The sequence below is a fragment of the Sneathiella marina genome (genome assembly GCF_023746535.1).
Lineage (GTDB): Bacteria > Pseudomonadota > Alphaproteobacteria > Sneathiellales > Sneathiellaceae > Sneathiella > Sneathiella marina.
In genome coordinates, this window is record NZ_CP098747.1 from 2,115,885 (window position 1) to 2,138,361 (window position 22,477).

At 47.0% G+C, this 22,477-nt stretch carries 26 protein-coding genes; 17 read left to right on the forward strand and 9 right to left on the reverse strand.

Features of this window, described 5'->3' with window-relative positions:
* The first annotated feature begins 176 nt into the window (after positions 1–176).
* Positions 177–404, forward strand: coding sequence for a YjhX family toxin (locus tag NBZ79_RS19685; RefSeq protein ID WP_476749705.1), 228 nt, complete (start codon positions 177–179; stop codon positions 402–404).
* Between the two features lie 14 nt (positions 405–418).
* On the forward strand, positions 419–841 hold the full coding sequence (locus tag NBZ79_RS10055; RefSeq protein WP_251932252.1) for a GNAT family N-acetyltransferase: 423 nt from the start codon (positions 419–421) through the stop codon (positions 839–841).
* A gap of 98 nt (positions 842–939) precedes the next feature.
* Here NBZ79_RS10055 and NBZ79_RS10060 read toward each other — a convergent pair whose 3' ends face one another.
* From NBZ79_RS10060 to NBZ79_RS10070, 3 genes are all read right to left on the reverse strand, one after another.
* Positions 940–1,803 carry a DUF2306 domain-containing protein gene (locus NBZ79_RS10060; RefSeq protein ID WP_251932253.1) on the reverse strand — a complete coding sequence of 288 codons (864 nt, stop codon included), beginning with the start codon at positions 1,801–1,803 and terminating at the stop codon, positions 940–942.
* Positions 1,804–1,929: 126 nt separating this feature from the next.
* The gene (locus NBZ79_RS10065) at positions 1,930–2,511 is read right to left on the reverse strand and encodes a hypothetical protein (RefSeq protein WP_251932254.1); all 582 of its coding nucleotides are present in this window, start codon (positions 2,509–2,511) and stop codon (positions 1,930–1,932) included.
* A gap of 125 nt (positions 2,512–2,636) precedes the next feature.
* The gene (locus NBZ79_RS10070) at positions 2,637–3,536 is read right to left on the reverse strand and encodes a LysR substrate-binding domain-containing protein (protein WP_251932255.1); all 900 of its coding nucleotides are present in this window, start codon (positions 3,534–3,536) and stop codon (positions 2,637–2,639) included.
* 94 nt (positions 3,537–3,630) lie between these two features.
* Here NBZ79_RS10070 and NBZ79_RS10075 point away from each other — a divergent pair, with 94 nt between their 5' ends.
* From NBZ79_RS10075 to NBZ79_RS10120, 10 genes are all read left to right on the forward strand, one after another.
* A complete protein-coding gene (locus NBZ79_RS10075) occupies positions 3,631–4,860 on the forward strand; it encodes an MFS transporter (RefSeq protein WP_251932256.1) in 1,230 nt (409 codons plus the stop codon).
* Positions 4,861–5,263: 403 nt separating this feature from the next.
* Positions 5,264–5,398 carry a hemin uptake protein HemP gene (hemP, locus tag NBZ79_RS10080; protein WP_338056149.1) on the forward strand — a complete coding sequence of 45 codons (135 nt, stop codon included), beginning with the start codon at positions 5,264–5,266 and terminating at the stop codon, positions 5,396–5,398.
* 84 nt (positions 5,399–5,482) lie between these two features.
* On the forward strand, positions 5,483–7,519 hold the full coding sequence (locus NBZ79_RS10085; RefSeq protein ID WP_251932258.1) for a TonB-dependent hemoglobin/transferrin/lactoferrin family receptor: 2,037 nt from the start codon (positions 5,483–5,485) through the stop codon (positions 7,517–7,519).
* 152 nt (positions 7,520–7,671) lie between these two features.
* Positions 7,672–8,313: an energy transducer TonB gene (locus NBZ79_RS10090; RefSeq protein ID WP_251932259.1), complete on the forward strand. Its 642-nt coding sequence runs from the start codon at positions 7,672–7,674 to the stop codon at positions 8,311–8,313.
* Positions 8,314–8,329: 16 nt separating this feature from the next.
* Positions 8,330–9,424: a hemin-degrading factor gene (locus tag NBZ79_RS10095; protein WP_251932260.1), complete on the forward strand. Its 1,095-nt coding sequence runs from the start codon at positions 8,330–8,332 to the stop codon at positions 9,422–9,424.
* The gene (locus tag NBZ79_RS10100) at positions 9,414–10,022 is read left to right on the forward strand and encodes a MotA/TolQ/ExbB proton channel family protein (protein WP_251932261.1); all 609 of its coding nucleotides are present in this window, start codon (positions 9,414–9,416) and stop codon (positions 10,020–10,022) included. The genes NBZ79_RS10095 and NBZ79_RS10100 overlap by 11 nt, the downstream gene beginning before the upstream one ends.
* Positions 10,022–10,453 carry a biopolymer transporter ExbD gene (locus NBZ79_RS10105; protein ID WP_251932262.1) on the forward strand — a complete coding sequence of 144 codons (432 nt, stop codon included), beginning with the start codon at positions 10,022–10,024 and terminating at the stop codon, positions 10,451–10,453. Before NBZ79_RS10100 ends, NBZ79_RS10105 begins: the two co-directional genes overlap by 1 nt.
* Positions 10,450–11,286 (forward strand): heme/hemin ABC transporter substrate-binding protein, encoded by an 837-nt coding sequence (locus NBZ79_RS10110; RefSeq protein WP_251932263.1) that lies wholly within the window; start codon positions 10,450–10,452, stop codon positions 11,284–11,286. Before NBZ79_RS10105 ends, NBZ79_RS10110 begins: the two co-directional genes overlap by 4 nt.
* Positions 11,283–12,326 carry a FecCD family ABC transporter permease gene (locus tag NBZ79_RS10115; protein WP_251932264.1) on the forward strand — a complete coding sequence of 348 codons (1,044 nt, stop codon included), beginning with the start codon at positions 11,283–11,285 and terminating at the stop codon, positions 12,324–12,326. The genes NBZ79_RS10110 and NBZ79_RS10115 overlap by 4 nt, the downstream gene beginning before the upstream one ends.
* Positions 12,323–13,084, forward strand: coding sequence for a heme ABC transporter ATP-binding protein (locus NBZ79_RS10120; protein ID WP_251932265.1), 762 nt, complete (start codon positions 12,323–12,325; stop codon positions 13,082–13,084). Before NBZ79_RS10115 ends, NBZ79_RS10120 begins: the two co-directional genes overlap by 4 nt.
* Before the next feature lie 76 nt (positions 13,085–13,160).
* Here the strand turns inward: NBZ79_RS10120 and NBZ79_RS10125 are convergent, their stop codons facing one another.
* The gene (locus NBZ79_RS10125) at positions 13,161–14,417 is read right to left on the reverse strand and encodes a M24 family metallopeptidase (RefSeq protein ID WP_251932266.1); all 1,257 of its coding nucleotides are present in this window, start codon (positions 14,415–14,417) and stop codon (positions 13,161–13,163) included.
* 122 nt (positions 14,418–14,539) lie between these two features.
* Here NBZ79_RS10125 and NBZ79_RS10130 point away from each other — a divergent pair, with 122 nt between their 5' ends.
* Positions 14,540–15,472 (forward strand): LysR family transcriptional regulator, encoded by a 933-nt coding sequence (locus NBZ79_RS10130; RefSeq protein WP_251932267.1) that lies wholly within the window; start codon positions 14,540–14,542, stop codon positions 15,470–15,472.
* Positions 15,473–15,537: 65 nt separating this feature from the next.
* Here NBZ79_RS10130 and NBZ79_RS10135 read toward each other — a convergent pair whose 3' ends face one another.
* Positions 15,538–16,122, reverse strand: a complete 585-nt coding sequence (locus tag NBZ79_RS10135; RefSeq protein ID WP_251932268.1) for a TetR/AcrR family transcriptional regulator — start codon at positions 16,120–16,122, stop codon at positions 15,538–15,540.
* A gap of 93 nt (positions 16,123–16,215) precedes the next feature.
* On the opposite strand from NBZ79_RS10135, the gene NBZ79_RS10140 reads away from it, so the two are divergent.
* Both NBZ79_RS10140 and NBZ79_RS10145 read left to right on the forward strand, forming a co-directional pair.
* Positions 16,216–17,022, forward strand: coding sequence for an amidohydrolase family protein (locus NBZ79_RS10140; RefSeq protein ID WP_251932269.1), 807 nt, complete (start codon positions 16,216–16,218; stop codon positions 17,020–17,022).
* 66 nt (positions 17,023–17,088) lie between these two features.
* Positions 17,089–17,874, forward strand: a complete 786-nt coding sequence (locus tag NBZ79_RS10145) for a 2-keto-4-pentenoate hydratase (RefSeq protein WP_251932270.1) — start codon at positions 17,089–17,091, stop codon at positions 17,872–17,874.
* 268 nt (positions 17,875–18,142) lie between these two features.
* Here NBZ79_RS10145 and cueR read toward each other — a convergent pair whose 3' ends face one another.
* Positions 18,143–18,532: a Cu(I)-responsive transcriptional regulator gene (gene cueR / locus NBZ79_RS10150; protein ID WP_251932271.1), complete on the reverse strand. Its 390-nt coding sequence runs from the start codon at positions 18,530–18,532 to the stop codon at positions 18,143–18,145.
* A gap of 81 nt (positions 18,533–18,613) precedes the next feature.
* On the opposite strand from cueR, the gene NBZ79_RS10155 reads away from it, so the two are divergent.
* Together NBZ79_RS10155 and NBZ79_RS10160 are read left to right on the forward strand one after the other, a co-directional pair.
* A complete protein-coding gene (locus NBZ79_RS10155; protein WP_251932272.1) occupies positions 18,614–19,060 on the forward strand; it encodes a DUF4396 domain-containing protein in 447 nt (148 codons plus the stop codon).
* Positions 19,061–19,070: 10 nt separating this feature from the next.
* A complete protein-coding gene (locus NBZ79_RS10160) occupies positions 19,071–19,496 on the forward strand; it encodes a c-type cytochrome (RefSeq protein ID WP_251932273.1) in 426 nt (141 codons plus the stop codon).
* Here NBZ79_RS10160 and NBZ79_RS10165 read toward each other — a convergent pair.
* From NBZ79_RS10165 to NBZ79_RS10175, 3 genes are all read right to left on the reverse strand, one after another.
* Complete coding sequence (locus tag NBZ79_RS10165; protein ID WP_251932274.1) at positions 19,493–19,933, reverse strand: hypothetical protein; 441 nt, start codon at positions 19,931–19,933, stop codon at positions 19,493–19,495. The two genes, NBZ79_RS10160 and NBZ79_RS10165, sit on opposite strands and share 4 nt — an antisense overlap.
* 85 nt (positions 19,934–20,018) lie before the next feature.
* The gene (locus NBZ79_RS10170) at positions 20,019–20,744 is read right to left on the reverse strand and encodes a copper resistance protein B (protein ID WP_251932275.1); all 726 of its coding nucleotides are present in this window, start codon (positions 20,742–20,744) and stop codon (positions 20,019–20,021) included.
* Complete coding sequence (locus NBZ79_RS10175) at positions 20,741–22,426, reverse strand: copper resistance system multicopper oxidase (RefSeq protein WP_251932276.1); 1,686 nt, start codon at positions 22,424–22,426, stop codon at positions 20,741–20,743. Before NBZ79_RS10175 ends, NBZ79_RS10170 begins: the two co-directional genes overlap by 4 nt.
* Positions 22,427–22,477 lie beyond the last annotated feature (51 nt).

Genomic DNA, 22,477 nt, shown 5'->3' on the forward strand with positions numbered 1-22,477 from the left:
TCCTCTCAGGTTATGGAGATTTTATGTTAGAGATTGCGGTAAGCCGCTAGTTCCAGCCCATAGGAACAATTAAAACCGAAGCGACGCCCGAGCCATGAGCTTGGCGGAGTCTTTGTTGTTTTCTCAACTAAAATCGAGTTAATCCATTGAATATATCAAAGTACGAGCAGCGCGTTTTGCACGCTCTTGCTCAAGGTGGCGCCATTTTTCACGAAAGAAGTAAAAATGGTAAAGTGCATAAAATTACCTGCTTCACACGGGACGGACATATCTTGTCTGACTGCACGTTTGAAATTTTTCAACGCCTCAAGAAAAGACGCTTCATTCAATCCAGAAACGGCCAGCCATATCGCGCATCGCGACTAGGAATTACATCTGCCCGTTCACAGTTAAATAATCGCTAAGGAAAATATTCCTCATGATCAGACATTTTAAGCCAGAGGATACTGACAACCTCATCAATATTTGGAGGATGGCCAACGCCATCGCCCATCCGTTTCTACCGACTGCCTTTGTCAAAAGAGTAGAGAATGATATGCGAAGCCTGTATTTACCCAATGCAGAGACCTGGGTTCTTGAGAATAATGGAACCAACATTGGTTTCACAGCCCTTATCGGAAATGAAATAGGGGGGTTATTTCTTAATCCCGCTTTTCATGGACAGGGCTTTGGCCGGGCATTAGTCGATCACGCTTTTGAATTGAAAGGTCCGTTAAAAGTGGAAGTATTTGAGAAAAATATGATAGGTCGGCGATTTTATGACGGATATGGTTTTATCGAATTGAAACAACATCTTCATGGGGCATCCGGTGAAACCGTTCTAACATTATTCAAAGACTAATTATCGGGCAGGGGAGATACTCGAATTTTCCCTGCCTCATTAAGCACTATGTGCGCCCGGTGGCATGCCATTTAAGTCGAAGACTTTCAATCGTTCGGTTAATTGGTATTCAAGGCTACAGTTGCTCTGCGATCCAGCCGTCTGCGGAAAATCTCAGCGATAAGAATACCCAACGGTGCAGAAAACCAGATGCAGGTTAGTATTGACGCAGATTCCCAGTTTCTCATTAGCGGACCCGTAACCAGAAGCATTGCCCGAAACAGCCAAAACGCGCCCCACATGGACCCGACAAACCGGATCATCCATATACGATGAGATACAGAATCCCCTTTTCGAATGGCGAGAACACCCATCACTGCACAACCGTAAACGCAAAATGACATGAACCAGAACCCATAGACTGACAGATTTCCGCCATATTCACTAACATCGCCATGTTGTGAGGCAAGCCATACAGCTGCGATTGTACCCAACGTTAGGCAAATAAAGGAAATGCGACCGAGTAACTTATGCATGGTCTTGTGGTCACCAGAACCGGTTCTGGCCAATTGAATATGCATTAGCACAAATACAATCGAATTTAGACCCAGATGTACATATAATAGAGTATTGCGGAAATTTGACCCGTTCAGAAAACGGTCGTGAAATGCCACCCCCCAGGAGGGGTGGTTTACAAATCGATCCCCCCATACGGTGCAGGCATTATCAGGACAAGGGGCGAGTGCGGCGGCCCCTCCCGTTGCCGATACTCCTAAATTGTCAAGGACATCATAAATACCGATAAAGAACGCTATCGCATCCGGCGCACCTTCTATGAAATACCGGATATTGAGCACCAGTAACAACGCAATGCCAACCCATAAAAAAGGTCCAAATGATCCTCTTTTCAAATCTCGGATTAATATTAATGCCCAAGCGGCTAATGCGACATAAATAGCGATTACACCGAAGGGAAGGGCCATTTTATTCTCCCAGATAATTAAGCCTGTACCAGACAAAGCGATGCTGTTTTATCAGCAGAATGCAATTCAGATTAACTAATGCGACCGGCACCGTCAAATGCACCTCACTATTGGGAGTATCGCCGTTCAGGATTTTTTACAGGCATAGCATTTTTTTATGAAAGGATTAAACTCACCCGTCGATTCAGGAAGGCGTTTATGGATATACTCGCGTACCTCACCACTTTCAACTTCCTCGCCATTTCTATCCAAAGGAAAAGTCCCTGAAATCCAATAAATTTCCTCCTCCACTTCTAAGTGAAAAGTGATGGATTTATCCGGTTCCCGGATTGCTGAAAAATTGTCGATTTCAGAATATCTGATTTTGAAAATAGTGATATATTCACTACTTTCTTCATCATAAATGACAATGATAAGTTTACTGGGTGTGACAAGTAACCGTCCGAAGAAAACCTCTGTAGGTGTCACCAACTGACCCTTGTATAATGTTGGCTCACCATCGGGCTGAACAAAACGGACAGATGCGATGAACATGGTTTCATTGGCGTCAGGAACGTTCTTTAAAGCCTTTGTATAATCTTCGTCTTTTGGGGATGGACCAAACGAGGTACATGCCCCCAAAATCAATATGAAGACTAAAGTGAGTTTGTTCATCCTCATTTCCATTTCACCTAATGGAGCTGAATGACCTAAATTGTTTCCGATCATATAGTGCATCCATATGCTCGCTGGCATTCTATCCTTATTCAGGGAAAAATGAAAGAAAGGCCCGGAATACCAGCTGAGAAAATCTCGTGATTTTCTTTTTCTCGCGTTTTAGCTGTATGCGAATGTTACCTGATGGATGAGATGTCCTCGGCTGCGATTGCTTTCAACCATTGAACAAATATCTTGACTGCCGGTCTTTCAAAGGTGACTGGCAAAGCCACAGCATAATAGGCAAAATGTGTCGGCCAAGCCGCATCACAAGCTTTGACCAGTTGTTTGGTTTTTAACTGTTCGGATACATAAACGTCGCTCAAAAGTGCCAGTCCCTGACCCTCAACAGCCGCTTTGACAATAAGATAATCATCTTCGAAGGACGGCCCGTACAATGCTTTTCGCTCATCTATACCCCGCGCTTCACACCAAAGCTGCCAGTCAGAACAAATTGCGGTGGTATCCCGCAGCAACCTGTAACCAAGGCAATCGATAGCATCATTGATAGGCCTGCCACGTTGCAAAAGGGACGGACTACCGACAACAATGAGTTCGGGCGAGCTAAGCCATTCAGACTGGTATCCCACATAATCTCCAAGGCCGTGACGAATGGCAAGATCAATAGGTTCGCTGCGCAAGTCTACAAGTCGTTTATCGGTTTCAATTGTAATGTTTAATTTTGGGTACTTGTCGGTAAATTCTCCGAGCCGCGGAACGAGACATGAATACGCGAAAGTGGGGGTGGCGCTGATCCGAATTTGTTGCTCAGAATTCCGACCGAAATGCGCGTTATTTGCTTTTTCAATCTTTGAAAAGCTCGCGTCGATATCAGACCATAAATCCTGCCCAGCCTTTGTAAGCTCTACGCCTTTACGGCTTCGTGAAAATAGTCTCTTACCATATCTATCTTCAATGCTAGCAATTCGTTGGCTGATCGCCCCGGGTGTTACCCTCAGCTCATTCGCTGCTTGTTGCATCGCCCCGGCGCGGGCAACAACAAAGAAGGTGTAAAGATCCTGGATACGTAATGTCATATTTTAACTTTAGTACAGCTAAAGTTTATTTACAATTAATTCGTTATATGCCAGCTCAGACTACAGGCCATCATGTGGTTATGGAGGCATATTAATGAAAAATACCCTAGCCACACCAAACAGGCGGCACTGGTCCGTTGTTATCTTTGGTTTTTTAGCCCTTTCCCTTGCTTTCTCCGGAAGGGCCGCCCTTGGGTTGGTTATGCCAATTTGGCAAGGAGAGTTTGGCTGGTCGAGCAGTTATATATCTGGAGTAGGGGCGTCAGCCCTTATTGTAATGGCAATTGTTGCTCCCTTTGCAGGCCGTCTAGTAGACAGGAAAGGCCCACGCTTTACCCTGAATTTGGGAATGGGATTACTGGGTATCGGCTGCGCACTGGTTGCGACCATGAACGGCAAGTTGATGTTTGTCATAGGCTTCGCAGGATTTGCTGCGGTCGGGTTTGGGATCGTTGCTACACATGTTGTTGCAACAGCAGTCGCGCGAACCTATACGGCTAACACCGGTCTTGCTACCGGTATTGCAACTTCAGGAGCAACTGGCGGGCAGTTTCTTATTGTTCCTCTGATTGCCAGCCTCCTGGCTTTTGTAAGCTGGCGGTGGAGTTTTGGAGCCTTGAGCATTGCCAGCCTTTTGCTGATACCTTGTATCCTGTCCAGTTTGAGGCTTAAGAAAAATGACAATGAAAAGGCCCCCCTTCAATCGGCTCGCCATTCCGGTATCGCTCACGATTTCTCCCTTATTGTCCGTAATCCTGTATTCCATGCATTATTCTGGAGTTTTCTAATTTGTGGTTTTACGACAACCGGGGTTATCGAAACCCATCTGCTGCCTTTCGCTTCATATTGCGGGTTCCCGCCGATTCCAAGCGCAACAGCATATGGTGTTTTATCCGGCGTAAATTTGATAGGAATGATAGTTGCCGGCTGGCTTACTGATCGGGCTAATCGGCCCTTGTTGCTCGCCATAATCTATATCCTCAGAAGCCTCTCATTCATTTTACTTGCCAACCTTCCAGGGACATCTGTTGAGATGTTGTTTGTCTTCGCTCTGTTTTTTGGGGTTGTTGATTACTCGACAGTGCCGGTTACGGCTAGCCTGGTCGCCAGCCATGTCGGTTTAAAAGTGATGGGGCTTGCCATGGGAATGGTCTCTGCAGGTCATGCCATGGGGGGAGCATTGGGAGCTTTCCTAGGCGGCTATATCTTTGATACCTCCGGCAACTATGATTTGTTGTGGGTCGGATCCATTTGGCTTGCCGTCAGTGCCGCTATTTTGGTTCTACTCATCCCTAAAACGGCACCTAAGAATGTGCCGGTTTAAATTTCTCACAGTATATTTCGGCAAGGAGCCTATATTTTTGTGATCCTTCAATAAATTGGCAGCGGCTGTATTGCCATTTTGATTAGCATTATCTAACGGTGAAAGGTCTCTAGCTTGTCTCCTGGCTTTCAGAGTTAAATCGGCATCTGTGAAATTTATTTCATACCTGTGAGGAAACAAGTAGTTCAGTGCAGACAACAAGGGTTTTAATATACTCACTGTTGGGAAATTAGCCTTATATCCCGCTACAATTATTGACAATTATTCGTAAAAACTTTCTTGACTCCTCTTTTCGCAATTGATAATCATTCCTAAATAGAAAATGCAGTTCGGGAATTTCCCTTAGCCGTAGAATGGTCACTCAATGCTGAAAAATGATAGTGAGCGCAAGAGTCACAAGCGAATGATCTCGCTTGAAGACAATACCATGCGTAGCGTTGATCTATTTTCACAAGGCCGGGAACTGAAAATTCTGCATGATAGTGAAGAATATAAGCTACGACTTACCGGAAACGGGAAGTTGATATTAACGAAGTAAGCAAATAGCCCGCCACCCAGCCAACCAATTGACGGTAGCCAGGCAGCTAGCAAACGCAATTCACCTCAAAGAAAGTTGTTTGTTATGCGACAGTTGCTGCCGCGTGCTTTTCTAAGCGCGCTTCTCTCCACCACCATATTGTCTCCGGTTTACTCACAGGAAAAGGAACCGGCACCGGCTGTGTCGCTTGATACCGTTACGGTTTATGCCACGCGAAGTCCGCAATCTTCGTTCGAGGTGCCGGCAATGACATCCAATGTTGATCCAGATGCACCGGGAAATGCGACCGCAGGAGATATCGGGGATTTACTGGAGTTTACCCCGGGGGTCGAAGTTGAGAATGGCCCAAGACGCAATGGGCAAACTGTATCTATTCGAGGCTTTGATGATGAAGCCATTCTTACGTTAATGGATGGTCGTCGGCAAAATTTTGAATCTGCCCATGACGGTAGATTTTTCATTGATCCTTCATTGCTGAAACGTGTTGAAATCGTAAAAGGATCGTCATCGTCTATCTACGGGGGCGGGGCCGTTGGCGGTGTCATTGCCTTTGAAACAAAAGATGCCGCAGACCTCCTGAAACCAGGCGAGAATTTCGGTGTTTATACGGCCATGGGCTACCGGACCGCCAACGAAGAATATGCGCCTGTGATCTCTGCTTACGGACGGACAGGCGCTCTTGACGTTATCGGTATTGCGGCACTGCGTCATTCTGACGATATAGAATTAGGGGACGGGAGTGACTTGATTACGAAAGACCGGCTCCTCTCCGGCACCTTCAAGGTTGGATATAGTATTGACAACTACAATACAGTGAAGTTTCTCTATCAGGGGTTTTCTAACGACGGTAAAGAGCCAAATAACAGTGCCGGCGTGATCTCGCCTTCCAACCCTGTTGTCGAGAAGAAAGTGACGGATAACCAGTTTGGACTGAAGTATGAATTTGAAGATGTAGACAATAACTGGCTCAATCCGAAGTTACATCTTTACTACAATGATACGAGTGTTCGTGAAGAGGATATTACCGGAACCAACGCCGGCAGGGTTCAAACGAGAGATATCAACACGCTTGGTTTCACAATTGATAACCAAACAAGACTAACGGCGAGTGATAGTCAGCTTCATACCTTGTCATACGGATTTGAAATATACCATGACAAGCAAACCGGCACGACGACAAATGGCGGAACCCGCCCGGGAGTACCGAATGCAGATGCCACGAATTACGGTTTTTATTTGCAGGATGAGATTGCTGTAGATACATCAGCCGGGAAGTTCTTAATCATTCCGGCTGCCCGATTTGACTCCTATAGAAGCAGCGATGTCGACGGTAATTCGCAAAGTGAGCAACAGGTATCCCCGAAGCTTGCAATTAGCTACCTACCCAATGATAACCTGATGTTTTTCAGCAGCATTTCAAATGCATTCCGTGCGCCGAACCTGACGGAGCTTTACGCATCGGGATTACATTTTCCAGGTTCATTTCCGTTTCCACCTGATAACTTCTTTGTCCCAAACCCTAATTTGAGACCGGAAACCGTAACAACGTTTGAAATAGGTGCAGGCGTCAATTTCGACAGTGTTGTTGCGCAACAGGATCAAATACAGGTCAAAGGATCATGGTTCATCAGTGAAGGCGATGATTTCATCTCCCAAGACGTAGATGTCGTCGCGGGAACGACTGAATTTGTCAATATTTCCAATGCCCGGCTAACCGGTTTTGAAGTGGATGGCGAATATCGATTACATCCTGTTAGCGCAAAGGTCGGTCTTTCTTATGTTGAAGCCGAAAACCGGGATACTGGAGAATATCTGTCGAACAATGTTCCGCTAACTTTTGTAACAGACCTTGGTTATCAGGTAGACGAAATCGACAGTATTTTTGGCGTTCGCGGCCGGTTTGCGGCCGCCAATGATAAAGTGGGGTCTGGTGATACAGAGACGCCCGGATATTCTGTCTATGATGTATATTATCGGTGGGCGCCACAGCAGGCAGGGATCGATACCCTGACGGTAGACGTTGGTATCTCGAATATATTTGACAAAGCTTACACGAAACGCTTTGCCAGCTTGCTCGAGGAAGGACGCAGTTACAATTTAAGGGTTGCCTATAAATGGTAACGGCAATCCTACAGCACAGGACAGACGCGGGGGGGAGGTGGTATATCTACCTCCTCTTGGCCGTCTGTGTGAACGGGCTCATAATCTCTCACATCACGATTACCAGGCCAGAAATTCCTGTGTTCGAAATTCCCGTTCTTCAAGTAAATTTGATGACGCTTGCAAAGCCGGTAGTAACAGCAAAAATTGAACCGGTTAGGGAGATTGCAGCGCCAGTACCTGTTCCATCAGCGCCGATACCAATTGTTACGCAGGCCAAGGCAACAGAAAAAATAATTTCTACTGCCGCAGTTCCAATGCCTCGTCGAAAGCCAACACTTTCTAAACCAGTTCCCGAAAATACCGCCTTTAAAAAACCGATTGTCGAACCTGTAAAATTACCGGTTCAACAGGCAGAGCAGAAGGTAGAAAAGGCTGTAGACGTCAAAGTCCTGCCAAACAAAGAAAAGTTAGATCAGCCTAAGAGTAAGGAAACAGCCCGAGCAAATGGCTCAGGAGTTGCCGGACAGGATGCATCTACTGTTTTAAACGAAGCCAGGTATCGACATCAAACATCACCTACTTACCCGCGCCGGGCGCTCGATATGGGTCAGCAAGGAACCGTGACCTTGCATGCGAAGGTGCTGACGAATGGGGAGCCCGGTGAGCTGAAAGTTGCGCAATCCTCGGGGCATCGACTGCTTGACCGGGCCGCTTTGTCGGCAGTGAAGAAATGGAAATTCGAGCCCACTCGGGTGGATGGTTCCGCCATTGTCAGTTGGGTCCGTGTACCCGTGAATTTTGTCATACAGTAATTTGAAGGAAAATCAGATGAACAAATCCTTGCAATTGAAACCGTCTCTGTCGGCGGAGGAAATAAATACATGGCTTGCCCGATTGAAAAGCGATCAACCTGAAATACGTGCTCGTAACGCAGCCGCTGAGATTGGTATTTCCGAAGGAGAATTACTGGCCGCAAAAGTCGGACAGGAAGTTACCCGACTGTCCGATGACCCTGAAAAAATATTAAGGGAAATAGCCGATCTAGATGAGGTAATGGCGCTTACCCGCAATGAACATTGTGTGCATGAGCGTATGGGCATCTATGAAAATCCAAGCTTTTTTCAACATGGGTCCATGAAAACCGGGCTTTTTGTAAACCCGGATATTGATCTTCGCCTCTTCATGTCCCATTGGGCATATGGATTTGCAGTAGCTGAGCCAAGTAAACTCGGCATTAGAAAAAGCTTACAATTTTTCGATAAATCCGGGCAGGCAATCCACAAAATTTACCTGACCAATAAATCCAACGAGGTAGCTTATGATGATCTGGTTGCAAAACATCGCCATGCGACGCAGACAACGACAATTGAAATTGAATCTTATCCGCCAAAATCGGAGGAAAAACCGGATTCCGAAATTGACTGGGACACCTTCAGGGCAAGTTGGGAAAATCTCAAGGATACCCACGACTTCTTTCCTTTACTTAGAAAATTCAACGTCGATCGCGAGCAGGCCTTTCGGAATGTCGGACCCCATCTGGCATTAGAGCTGGACAACAGCGCCGCACGAAATGTACTCGATCTCGCAATGGCTTCAGAGTGTGAAATCATGGTCTTTGTCGGAAATCGTGGATGTATCCAGATACATACGGGCATCGTCAAAAAACTGGTTGAACATGGCTCCTGGTATAATGTCCTCGATCCAAAATTCAATTTGCATTTGAATGAAGAAGACATCGCGCGAAGCTGGGTTACGCGAAAACCAACGGAAGACGGTATTGTAACGGCGGTTGAAATATTCGATACCACAGGCGAACTGATTGTTACATTCTTTGGTAAGCGCAAACCAGGTGATCCTGAGTTGGAACTCTGGCGGGAAATTGTCGCGAAATTACCTGCCAAGGAAGTTGCCAATGTCGCTTGATGGCGTTGAACTGGAGTTATTGCCGGCGTGGTTCTCCCAATTAGGTCTCATGGGATGGCCGCTTGCAGCATGTTCTCTCATCACTCTTACCATTGGATTTGAGCGATTTGTTTTTGTTCTCAAGACCAGCATCAATTCAAAATCCGAATGCAGACGTCTTGCAGAGACATTGAGGGCGAACCGTCGGCATCCAAAAGTAATACGAGATGAATTGGCTGGAATTTTGCTCAATGAGCTACACCGGCCTTACTTCGCCGGCGTAAAGCTTCTGAGAATGATTGGAACGATCAGCCCGATTCTTGGACTACTAGGGACTATTTTAGGTATCATCGCTGCATTTCAGGTGATCGCCGTACAAACTGGCCCGGTTTCGCCGGCGTTGATAGCCGACGGATTGTGGGAGGCCATGCTGACCACGGCAGTCGGTTTGCTGATTGCGCTTCCGGCGCTGATAATGGCTCATTTTTTTAGCGGTTTTAGTGAACGGCTGTTGGCAGGTTATTGCCTGGAACTTAATCGGCTTTCCTTGTCCTTCGAGTTAGAGAAAGCAACCGAGGCGTCTGAAGTTGTCGATTTCAATGTTGGGGCAAGACGTTAATGATCAGATTACAAGCGGAGGATCCTCATAGTGGAACTTTACGGGACCTGGCACCTGACTTAACTCCGATGCTGGATATTCTTTTTATCCTTCTTGTGTTTTTTCTGCTCACAGCTGGGGCAGTGTTCCAGTCGCTGGATCTTAAATTGCCGTCCAGCGTTGAAGATGAAATCAATTTAGTAAACGCCCCGCAGCATATCATGCTGGAAATTCGGAGCGATTCCTATGCTGTTGATGGTGAAATGATCAACAGCTTTGAAGGGCTGAAAGATACTCTCAAATCCACCTTTTTGGATAAGCCTGACCATGAATTAATCGTCGCCAGTGACAAACGAATTGCGATCGAAAAATTACTTGAAGTGCTGACATATCTGCAATCCCAGGGGATTGAAGCAGCAAATATACTTATGCGGAAGGAAACAAAGAAATGATCAAATTTCTGTTTAGCCTGTCACTTGTTTTCATGACTTCTACGGTCCTTGCAGAAACCCCGAAACGTGTTGTTTCCGTCGGGGGAGCCTTAACGGAAATTGTCTATGGGCTGGACGCTGGCAACCTTCTTGTTGGAAGTGACACGACAAGCTATTTCCCTGCAAAAGCCGCCCAACTGCCAAAAGTCGGTTATCAACGTACGTTATCGGCCGAGGGCATTCTATCGCTAACTCCGGATCTTGTAATTTTATCTGATGAAGCGGGGCCACCTGCAGTGCTTGAACAGTTAAAGACGGCCGGGGTCGATATCTTGCAGGTGGGAGCGGGGCGTTCTCTATCCGATGTAAAGGAAAGCATTCAGGTGATTGCAGTGGCTTTGGACAAAACAGAGCAATCCAATTTTTTGATATCAAGCCTGGAATTGGCATCCACCAAGTTGAACAAAGCAATAGCGGCGCAAAAGGATAAAAAGCGCATCATGTTTATCCTTCAACATAGCGGCGGGGCACCAATGGTTGCGGGCCTGGATACCGCAGCCAGTAGTGTCATTGAACTTTCCGGTGCCGAGAATGCTGTCAGTGAGTACAGGGGATATAAACCGCTTTCTCCTGAAGCCGCGACAGCCATTGCCCCGGATATCATATTAGTAACAACGCAGGGCCTTGAGCAGGTGGGAGGTAAACCCGCACTTTTGAATATACCTGGCATCAATCTGACCCCGGCTGCGAAGCGAGGCAAAGTGATCGCCATGGACGCCTTGTTACTGCTAGGGTTTGGTCCGCGTACGGCTGATGCAGCGATAGAACTTAATCGCCGGACTAATGATTTATGAACCTTTTAACCAAACAGGTAACAGTTTCACTCCCTTTCTTCCGGCTTAAATTCCCGGCATTATTAATACTAAGCTTTTTACTCTTACTGGCTTTAGTACTGGCCTCATCTATCGGTGCCGTATCTATTCCGCTTTCAAAGCTAATTACCTCCGATCTGACGTCGCAGCAGCAGGCAGTATTATTTTCAATCCGTCTCCCACGAGTATTGCTAGCCGTAATTGTTGGCATTGCCCTTGCTGTTTCCGGAGCAGCTTTACAGGGGCTTTTCCGAAATCCTTTAGCCGACCCTGGCCTAATAGGCATTTCCACCAGTTCGGCATTAGCCGTTGCAATTGTTATTGTTTTTGCAGGCCCTCTAACAGGTCTTCTGGGACTCTACAGCCTAAGTATCGCAGCATTTTTAGGGGCAACGATTGCCTGCCTGGTTATTTTCCGTTTCGCTAAATTGACAGGGAAGTTTTCCGTTACTTATTTGTTGCTAACCGGGATAGCACTCAATGCACTTTGTGCGGCAGGTGTTGGCTTTTTGACTTTCCTGAGTAACGACGAGCAGCTCAGGACGTTAACATTTTGGACAATGGGCAGCCTTGGTGGCGCATTATGGCCGTCAGTAATTGTTGCTTCGACAATAGTCCTGCCAGCCAGTTTTATACTGATCCGAAGCGCCCGTGAGTTAAATCTTCTGCTTTTGGGAGAAAACGAAGCGCGGTACCTTGGCGTTGATGAAGAGAAACTAAAGCGTTTGATTATAATTGCCACGGCGCTGACAGTAGGTGCGGGGATAGCTGTTAGCGGCATTATAGGTTTCGTCGGGCTCGTTGTTCCCCACCTGGTGAGGTTGCTGTTAGGACCTGACCATAGATTGCTAATTCCAGCCTCCGGTATTTTGGGTGCTGCCTTGCTTTTGGTTGCAGATACCCTTGCCCGAACGATCGTCGCACCTGCGGAAATGCCTGTGGGAATCTTGACCAGTCTGATCGGTGGCCCGTTTTTTCTCTGGCTTCTCGTAAAACAATACTCTGGAAGGTTTGGATTATGATTGCTGTTAGTAATGTAAGCTTTCGTGTTGGCCGGCAACTCATCCTCGACAATGTCAGTGCGACTTTTGAAGCCGGGAAAGTGAGTGCCATACTTGGGCCTAACGGGGCGGGGAAAACAACATTACTCAAGTGCATTACCGGGTCGTTGGCCGTAGATCACGGTGCCATCTCGATTGAGGGGCGAAAACTGGAGGAGTACTCTCTTGAGGAGCTTTCGATGAAGAGAGCCGTACTTTCTCAAAATACTCCCATTAGTTTCCCCTTTACTGCGGAGGAAATCGTATTCATGGGTCGAAACCCTTACGCGCTAAAAAAAAATAACGCCACCGATACCGAAATCGTTCATGAAACATTGGATTTAATGGATGCATGGCATCTGCGGGAGCGGTCATTCCCAACATTATCTGGTGGGGAGCAGCAACGGGTCCAATTCGCAAGAGTGCTCTCGCAGATATGGGACCGGGAAAAGGCATATCTGTTTTTGGATGAACCCACGTCTGCTTTGGATCTTAAGCATCAATACCAGGTGATGGAGTTAATTCGCCAACAATGTGCCAACAAATACCTGACTGTCATCATGGTCATGCACGATCTAAATATTGCTTATCAAAGTACGGACAAAAGTTATTTTCTTAGAGATGGCCATGTTCACAATTTTGGCGATAGCAAAGAGGTCATAAACGCAGAGACGCTTTCAGAAGTTTATAACCTGCCGATTACATATGCAGCTCGACATATAAACTTTCACGCTATTTAAAAAAACTAAAGAGCCGCCTTTCAGCATATTCTGAATCTTGAGGACTTGACGTAAAACCCAACAAGACATTCCATCGCTAGTTCAAAAGTTCATCTTCGAACGGGAAATTGACGATAAGTTCGCAACCAGACTCTGTGATCCTCACCATTTGCTCGAGCTTTACACCATCCTTGCGACCCGGCTCTCCAATATAACTTTCGACTGAAACAGTCATGTTTTCTTTGAAATTTCCATCATATCCCGTGCGCTCAAACAGATGCAGGGGTGTAAGCTGTGGGTATTCATTACACATGCCGGTACCATGAACCAGAACACCACAATCCAGTTCGGCGTATCGCTCTGGCATTTTCCACGCCTTTTCCGAAAACTCCCGAAATGAAAGGCCTGCCTTCAACAGGGCCATGTTGTGATGAATTTGTTCATACGACAACTTGTAAATGGTTCTCTGCTCTTCTGTCGGTTTAGCCGGATGACATAGCCAGGTTCGGGAGATATCTGTATTATAGCCAAACGGTCCGATCATATCAGTGTCGATGCCGAGAAGTTCTCCTGCCTGAATTTTTCGCTCACCTGCTTCTGTATACCATGGATTAGTATTTGTGCCGGAAACCACCAATCGCGTTTCAATGTAATCACCACCTAAATTGGCGTTGATAGAAACAAGCATCGACCATAGTTCATTCTCTGACACCCCCGGGACGGTCTGCTTGCGCATGGCACTTAAGGCAGTCTCGCATACCAAAGCCGAATGTTTTTGTGCCTTCAGTTCTTCTGGTGTCTTGATACAGCGCGCATATTCAATTACATCCTGGCCGAAGCCGACGGAAATCTGTCTATTTTCCAGTGCAATGCGACCGTCAGAATCCAGCCGATCTATGGCAATGCGGGTATTTCCACATCTTTGCCTGATGACGTCGGCCAACTCATCCGCCCAGGACTCAATCAGGTCGGCTCGTTTGGAACCGGCTGTGTGGTTGTACCATAAAGTGCCAGGTCGGGATTCCTCGATCGTTTCCTTGCCTGCAGAAAGATGTGTGCAATTGACAAAGTCAAACAGCGTTGCCTTTCCTTCTGCCGGAACCAGGCAGTAGCGCGCCGAGTTATGCATCGTCCAGATTTGCATATTACGGCAATCGGTCGCATATCGAATATTGATGGGATCATACAACAGGATTCCGCCCAAATCACGCTTCTGGAGTTCAATTTGAAGCCTCTCCAGGCGATCAAGGCGGAGCGTTTTCTCATCAACAACAGGTAACGCAGCCAGTGCTTTCTTTGCTGCATGCAGATCAACGAGCCCATTTAGATCCAACTGTGGGCCTGAATTATTCATACCAAATCCCCATTAGTAAGAGTTTTCATTGTAAACGTTAAACTGGGCCATTATCATGTGTAAACAGCACTAATTGTTCCTATTCATGATAACTAGAAGTTATGAAACATTATCGCCGGAAAATGCCTTCCCTTGATTGTCTCGTGTTTTTTGAGGCGGCATCGCGTCACCTCAACTTCACCCAGGCGGCATCTGAGCTGTTTGTCACACAGGCTGCAGTCAGCAAGCGGGTTGGCCAATTGGAAAGCCGGCTCGGTGTCGCCCTGTTTCATCGGTTGGGGCCTAATCTTTCGCTGACGGCGGAGGGTGAGAGGTTACAGGGTAATGCGACCCTTGCGTTGGATTATCTTGATATGACGTTTCAGTCTATTTCAGGCGAGGCCGTAAGTGCTGTGAGTATTTCTGCCAACAGTGCAGTATCCATGTTCTGGCTGCAGCCCCGAATGAAGATATTTGGTCTCAGTGATGAAGCTTGTGCGGTAAACCTGATCACCACTGACAGGACGAATGACCAACTTTCAACAGAATCTGATCTGGCAATCATTTACAGTGATGAGAATGTACCAGGCTGGCACTGTACTCCAATTCTTGAGGAACGTCTTGTTCCTGTGGTTGCGCCTTCATTGTTGGAGCGACTAAAGCTCGTCCCACAGATCAGCCTACTGGGTTTTGGAAGTTGTGAAAAACCAACGCTCTTGAATTATCCACGAATTGGACCGGAATCGAACAACTGGGATACATGGACTGAACAACTTGATCTTGAAGAAACTGCCACATGGCCAAAGAAAGAGTACGCAACCTATGCACAAACCATAGGCCGTGCATTGAACGGTGAAGGCGTAGCTTTGGCAAGTGTTTCCTTAATTGAGAGAGAACTTCGGTCCGGGCAGTTATGTTGCCTCAGTCAAGACTCATTACTAAGCCGGTTTAGCTATTGCCTAGCATATCCTCGAGCGAGGGCAATGCGTAAAAACACCAGGTTGGTTTTTGAGTTTGTGATAGGGCAGGCCAGGCGGCAAAAAAGGGATGATAATGTTCAAGCGTCCTCTCTTTGAAAAAAAGACATTCCGCTTTCGAGCCTGATATGCCCCTTTACCGAAAAAACACCACTCTTTGTGGCTCAAGGTGTTTTTACAACAAGGGCACTTTGAGCGCATTCGATCAATTCATTGCAATGATCGAGTGGGTTGCTTTTCGATCTTCCGGAAAGCCAACTGCGGCAGAATATTTGAGCCGGTCCAATAACCTGAGCGAAAAACACCTTACCGTCCACATCTCGCAATACCCGTTTCTTGGTCAAGTGAATACGCCACTGCGCAATTGACTGCGCGAATTGCGCATTTTCCCTCTCCAGCTCCTGTCTAATTTCCTCACCTTTCCACCAGTCTTCAGTTGACTGTTCGAACAGAAATCGCGCCTGCTTTGTATTGTAAATTACCCATTCGATATGTGTCTGGATGAGGTTGGCCAAGCCTTTTTCGCCTCCAATTTCCGGGCCAAGAGCGGCGCACATTGCTGTGTGATAGCTCATAAGCGCAGAGAGGTAGAGTGTCTTGAACAGATCTTGCCTGCTCTGAAAGGCGTGGAAAAAACTTCCATTCGAAATTTTCGCATGTACGCAGATATCCGCTACTGACGTTGCGTCGACGCCTTTCTGTTCAAAAAGCTCCAATGCCGAATTTGCGATTTTGTCTCTTGTACTCAACAGATTGTCTCCCATCATTTGCCTTTTCAAGAGTAACACTCTAGAGTATTACTCTACAATATTATTCGACTTTATAGATTGAGAGCAAGAGAAATGATCATTGATGCTTGGGGCCAGCACCCGACAGTTCGTCACAGCCATGACCCGATTTTTGAATCACTGCGCCGTTGGACTAAACGACGGCCGTCAAAAGAACAGTTGCCCGTTTCCGCAACGATTGACGTAATGGACCAAGGTGGCGTTGATGTAATGCTGACCAGTGCCTGGGTTGCCCCGCGTAACGTGATGATTTCAAATGACGAAGTTTCCGGGTTTGTTGATGAAGCAAAAGGCAGGCTGGTCGGTGTTGGATCAGTTGATATCTCAAGGCCAATGGATGCGATCCGGGAAGTCCGGCGTTGTGTGAACGAACTTGGGTTTAAGGCCATACGTGTTCTACCGTGGCTTTGGGAAGTTCCTCCGACCGACCGGAGATTTTATCCTGTTTTTGCAGCTTGCGTCGAAGAAGGCGTACCGTTCTGCACTCAAATCGGTCATACCGGTCCATTGATGCCGTCGGAAGTTGGGCGGCCCATTTATTTGGATCAAGTCGCACTTGATTTTCCGGAACTGACAATCGTCGCCGGACATATTGGATACCCATGGACCGAGGAAGCGATTGCTGTCGCCACAAAACACGAGAACGTGTACATAGATACCTCTGCTTACACCGCGCGTCGCTATCCTCCAGAGTTGGTGGAATATATGCAGCGGCATGGTAGATCTAAAGTTCTTTTTGGTACCAACTATCAAATGATTGAAGCTGCACATGCTTTAAAAGATCTGGATCAGTGGGAGCTCGAAGATGAGGTCAAAGCCCTATTCCTGGGCGGCAACGCAAAACGTGTTTTCAAGCTTTGATGGGCTGTTTTATTACCGCAAACATCAATTTAGATGCCTTGATTTCAATTTTTTCATAGGTGAATAATGGATTCTGAAAAGCAGCAAGAGTTAGTTGAATTGTTGGTAAGTCTCCGTCGAAGCGGTCGCCAGCAAAGTGGTCTTGATCCAGCCTTGATACCTCCGGATAATGAAACGGCCTACCGCATTGCCGGAGCAGTGGAGGAAAAACTGGGATGGCAGGTTGCCGGCTGGAAAATAGCAGCGACCAACCAGGCAATGCAAAAAGCACTTCGCTCAAATTCACCGATTTATGGCAGGGTTTACGCACCCAATGTTCGAACAACACCGATCTGCGTTGACGTCAAATCGTTTTGTAGTCCAATCCCTGAAGTGGAATTTCAAGCATGCCTGGGAAGGGATTTGCCGCCTCGCCATAAACCCTATTCCTCTGAGGAAGTTGCGGCAGCGGTTGCGTCATTGCATCCAGGCATCGAACTTGCCGAATGTCGATTTATTCACGACGAACAATTTCCCCCATTATCGGCCATTCTTGCCGATGGCGCAGGCAGTGGCACAATCATATATGGCCCGGCGATTATCGATTGGCGAGAAAAAAATATTGCCGGGCAAGAAGTCAATTTGCTTTGCAACAATGAAAAACGGCGTTCCGGATCGGCAGGGAAGGCGCTTGGTCACCCGATAAAGCCTCTGACTTGGCTAGCTAATGAACTCTCGAAAACAGGAATTGGCATGAAGGCAGGTCAATTTGTCAGTACCGGAACCCTAACCGGCATGATTCGACCTAAAACAGGTGAGATTTATGAAGCTGATTACGGCCCGTTCGGAACGGTTACCCTAACCTTCGAGTAAGCAGTTTTAGTATAAACTCGCGAATGTTTTGAAAGGTAAATATTCGCACTGGGTCACATGCTGGCAATCCTTTTGATCCGTAAGGAGGTCCACTTTTTTAAATTACTAAAAAAGAAAGGCTTCGATCATTCGGGTGGCGGAGGGTGGGGGAGAAACCACCGCCTTCTTTCGTATAAGGGTATCAATGGGTTAAAGCTAGTGAGCCTCTTTGCTTGGCTAGATTCTGTACCAGTTGCTTGTATCAGTCCAGTTTAAAACTCATTGCTTTCTATTTTACCAATCCATCAATAATCGGGCAGTCGGGCCGATCATCTCCATTGCAAGTCTCAGCAAGATGAGAAAGTTCGTCGTGAAGGGATTGAAGTTCCTGTAGCTTTTCTTCGATCACCGTAATCCGGTGTAGGGCTATAGCCTTTACATCCCGACTTGATCGATCTCGATTTTCATATAGGTCAAGTAATTCCCGGCATTCCTGAACGGAAAACCCGAAGCTTCTGGCTCGCCGTGTGAAGATAAGTTTATTTATCTCTTTATCGCTATAGAGGCGATAGCCGTTATCGGAACGGCCACTTGGGGTTACGAGATTGATGTCTGCATAGTAGCGGACAGTTTTCGTCGGTAAGTTTGTTGCCTTAGCAGCATCCCCAATTGTGTACATCTTTTCCTCTTGACCTTCCAGTTACTGGAAGCCTTACAAATTCTTTCAGACGAGTCAATTCACTTTGTACATGAGGAAAACATGAGCTTCACAGAAACTGTTGTCGGAATTAACTGGGCCTGTCGACCAACTTGGCGGCGTGCCTCGGTCAATACTTTATGGTGTCTGGTCGGGTGCTCGATCGGTGATATGGGAACCATACTATTCTTTCAGCTTACAGGCATTCCTTGGCCGACTTTGGCAATAATGGCGCTTGCCATTGTCAATGGGCTATTGACCTCCATTGCCTTGGAGACAATAGTTTTATCGCGTCAGATGGTTTTCAAATTGGCATTTAAAACTGCCATTGGCATGTCCCTGATTTCGATGATATCGATGGAGGTTGCCATGAACTACATAGACTATCTTTTTACTGGTGGGGCCAGATTGACATTGTGGGTCCTGCCTCTGATGTGGTTCGCCGGGTTTATTACGCCGCTTCCTTACAATTACTGGCGCCTAAAAGCGTTAGGTAAAGCGTGTCACTGAGGGCGAACAGATGAACCTATCAGATAAAAACAAGGGTATACTCTTTATCGCTTTGGCCTTGATCGCTGTCGGGGCTTACCTTTGGCTCACTTCAGATGAACCGGAAAATCAAATCGGGCGACCCATAGTTGTCGTTGAAATTCCCGAGTTATCGATTGTTGCACGGTCTGGCGAGCAGGCATTTCTGAAAAACTGCGCTTCTTGCCACGGCGATAACGCTGCCGGGTTGGAAGGCAAGGCGCCGCCGCTTGTGCATCGAATATACGAGCCTAGCCATCATGGCGATTTGGCTTTTGAAAGAGCTGTCAAAAATGGGGTGCGAGCCCATCATTGGCCCTTTGGGAATATGCCGCCTGTGGACGGCATAACCGGCACTGAAATTCAAAATATAATTCTGTACGTTCGGGAGCTACAACGAGCAAATGAGATAAATTAGGAACCGTTTGTGATATGCGCCATAAACGGTAACTTCCCTGCCGAAAGAATAATATTCAATTCAACTTTTCCAGTTTTCTGAAAGCCATCTGGCAGATCTGATAGCCGAATGAACATATGTGATGTTGTCAGGTCGAGGCTTTCCTCTGGTTCAATTGAAATGGATCCCAATTCCACGTATTTTGTGTCGTCAACTTTCACCAATATTTGTGATTTTACATTATATGGCCCTATTACCCCCAGTATTATCAGATTGCTGAGAGTTTGATTGGTAATTTTGAACCGCAGCACCGCCGTTTCGTTGTCGTCAGATAGTGTGAGAGATGCCTCTTCAATCTCTGCGGATTGGTACAGGTTATCTGTATCATTAGCCAAAGCACCGACTGTTGATACGATTAATAGGAAGAAGCTGAGGTATAGAGAAATCAGATTTTTCATGAACTTTCCAAACTAAGAATTAGGAAGATGCCCGGAAGGATAGAATCCTTTATCCTTCCGGGTGATTGAGGAAATATCGCGCAGGTCAGAACATGAACTTGGCGCCGATAACGGCATACCAGATATCTGCGCTTTCGCCTTCCGCCTCAATAAAGTTGGCGGTCTGACCGAACTTTCGCTCATAGACAACTCCGACATAAGGGGAGAAAGCTCTGTCCCAAACGTCATAGCTCAGCCGCAAACCCGCTTCGACGCTATTGACCCCGGACCCAACACCAATCTCCCGGTCACTGGAGAAGGCAACATCCACAGAAGCAGACGGCGTCAGGATTAGGTAATTCGAAAGCAGGATTTGATATTCCATGTCCAGATCAGCGGAAAGTTTGCCCTTCTCACTCAAGAAAAGATGGCTGTCCACCTCTATCCATTGTGGAGCTAGGCCGCTTAAGCCAATTACACCATACCAACGATCCGGACCCTCTGGGCTTGTGTATCTTACCCCGCCCTTGATATCCCAGAAATCGGAGATAGGAGTTTGCAAGGCAAGCTGGTTGGAGAGGGACTCGAACTTTTTGACATTGATGTCATATTCTCCGTCTCCTTCCCAACGCAGTTTGAGCTCGTCAGTGCCAATAAAGGCATCTGCATCATAGGCGAAGAGCTCTTCTCCACCTTCTCCGTAGCGATACTCAAATTCTTCTATTTGAAGGCCATAGTAAATATTGGCAGGGTCTTCTGCCAGACTGGTAACTGGTGCCAGCAAAGTAAACGCCGTCAGCGTCGCAGGAAGGAGTTTCAGCATATGCGTCATTGCAATACTCCTTCTTCAGAGCTGTTCAAGCTGGCAGATTTCGGGCCACCTTCTACTACAACTTTGCGAAACATGCCTGCATCTGCATGATAGGAAAGATGGCAGTGAAAGGCCCATTGACCCTCTGCGTCTACTTCGGTTTCAGAATAGACCGTGGTGCCAGGCGCGACACTAATGGTATGCTTGGCAGGGTTCCATTTACCGGCACCAACATCCAGAATGCTCCACATGCCATGCAGATGCATGGGGTGGGTCATCATGGTTTCATTGACGAATTTAAAGCGAACCCTTTCGCCATATTGCAGTTTGAGTGGCTCCGCATCCTCATATTTCACACCATTGATCGACCAGATATACCGTTCCATATTTCCGGTGAGGCGCAGTTCAATTTCACGTGTTGCCTTCCGGTGTTCATAGATCGGCTTTTGAGCCTTTAAATCAGAATAGGAAAGAAACTTCCCGCCGTTAGCGGCTGCAGGAGCGAGACCACTTCCAACGGCATAGAATGCATCTTCCTCAGAACCCATTCCCTTCATGTTCGAATGGTCCATACCTTTCATATTGGAATGGTCCATCTTTTTCATTGATGAGTGATCCATACCAACCATATTGCCATGATCCATCCCCATATCTGCCATGGTCAGAAGTGGCCGTTCCGTCATTTCTGGAATGGCTGCAACCATACCCTCCCGGGGGGCGAGTGTGCCCCTAGCATAAGCCGTCCGGCCCATGCTGGCGCCGAAGATGGTATAGGCTTTATCTTCTTTAGGCCTGACAATCACGTCATAGGTTTCTGCAACACCAATCCTGAGTTCATCAACGGTAACGGGCTGGACATAGTTTCCGTCACCTGCCACTACCGTCATTTTCAACCCGGGAATGCGGACATCAAAATAGGTCATGGCGGAGGAGTTAATAAATCGCAACCGAACCCGTTCCTTGGGCGTAAAAATCCCTGTCCAGTTTTGGTCCGGCCCCATACCATTGATCAGCGGTGTGAAACCTTGAACATCTTCGATATCCGAGGCCATCATGCGCATGCCGCCCCAGTCCATCCGACCTGTTACCGTTTCTCCAAAACCGTTTTTCTTAACATCGGAAAAGAAATCACTCAGAGTTTGTTGCTTGCGATTATAGTAATCTGCGGCCATTTTCAGGTTCCGCATAATCCGCTTTCCGGAGTGGGGATGTTTATCCGTAAACTGCACGACATAGTCCCGGTCAAACCGAAATGGCTCCTTTTTCTTGGGCTCGATGACAATCGATCCGTAGGCACCATCCGGCTCCTGAAACTCTGAATGGCTATGAAACCAGTGGGTACCGGACTGAACAATCGGGAATTTGTAGGTAAATGTCTCACCGGGTTTGATCCCGGGAAAACTGATTTTGGGGACACCATCCATTTGATAGGGTAGGATAAGGCCATGCCAGTGAATAGACGTTGTCTCATCCAGATTGTTGGCCACGTTGATTGTAACCTCTTCCCCTTCTTTGAAGCGCAGAACCGGCCCCGGCGACTTGCCGTTATAGCCGATCCCTTCCTTGGTGAATTCGCCTGTATCGATCAAAACCTTGTCGACGGTCAGATCATATGTTCCAGCATAAACCAGTACCGGGAGTAACGTTGCTCCCATGTTGGTCATCAGACCAAGCGAGAGTGCGCGCATAAGCGTTTTTGTCATTTTCTATTCCTCTAGAATTTCGATGAAATGATGCGCGGCCTGTTTCAAGCC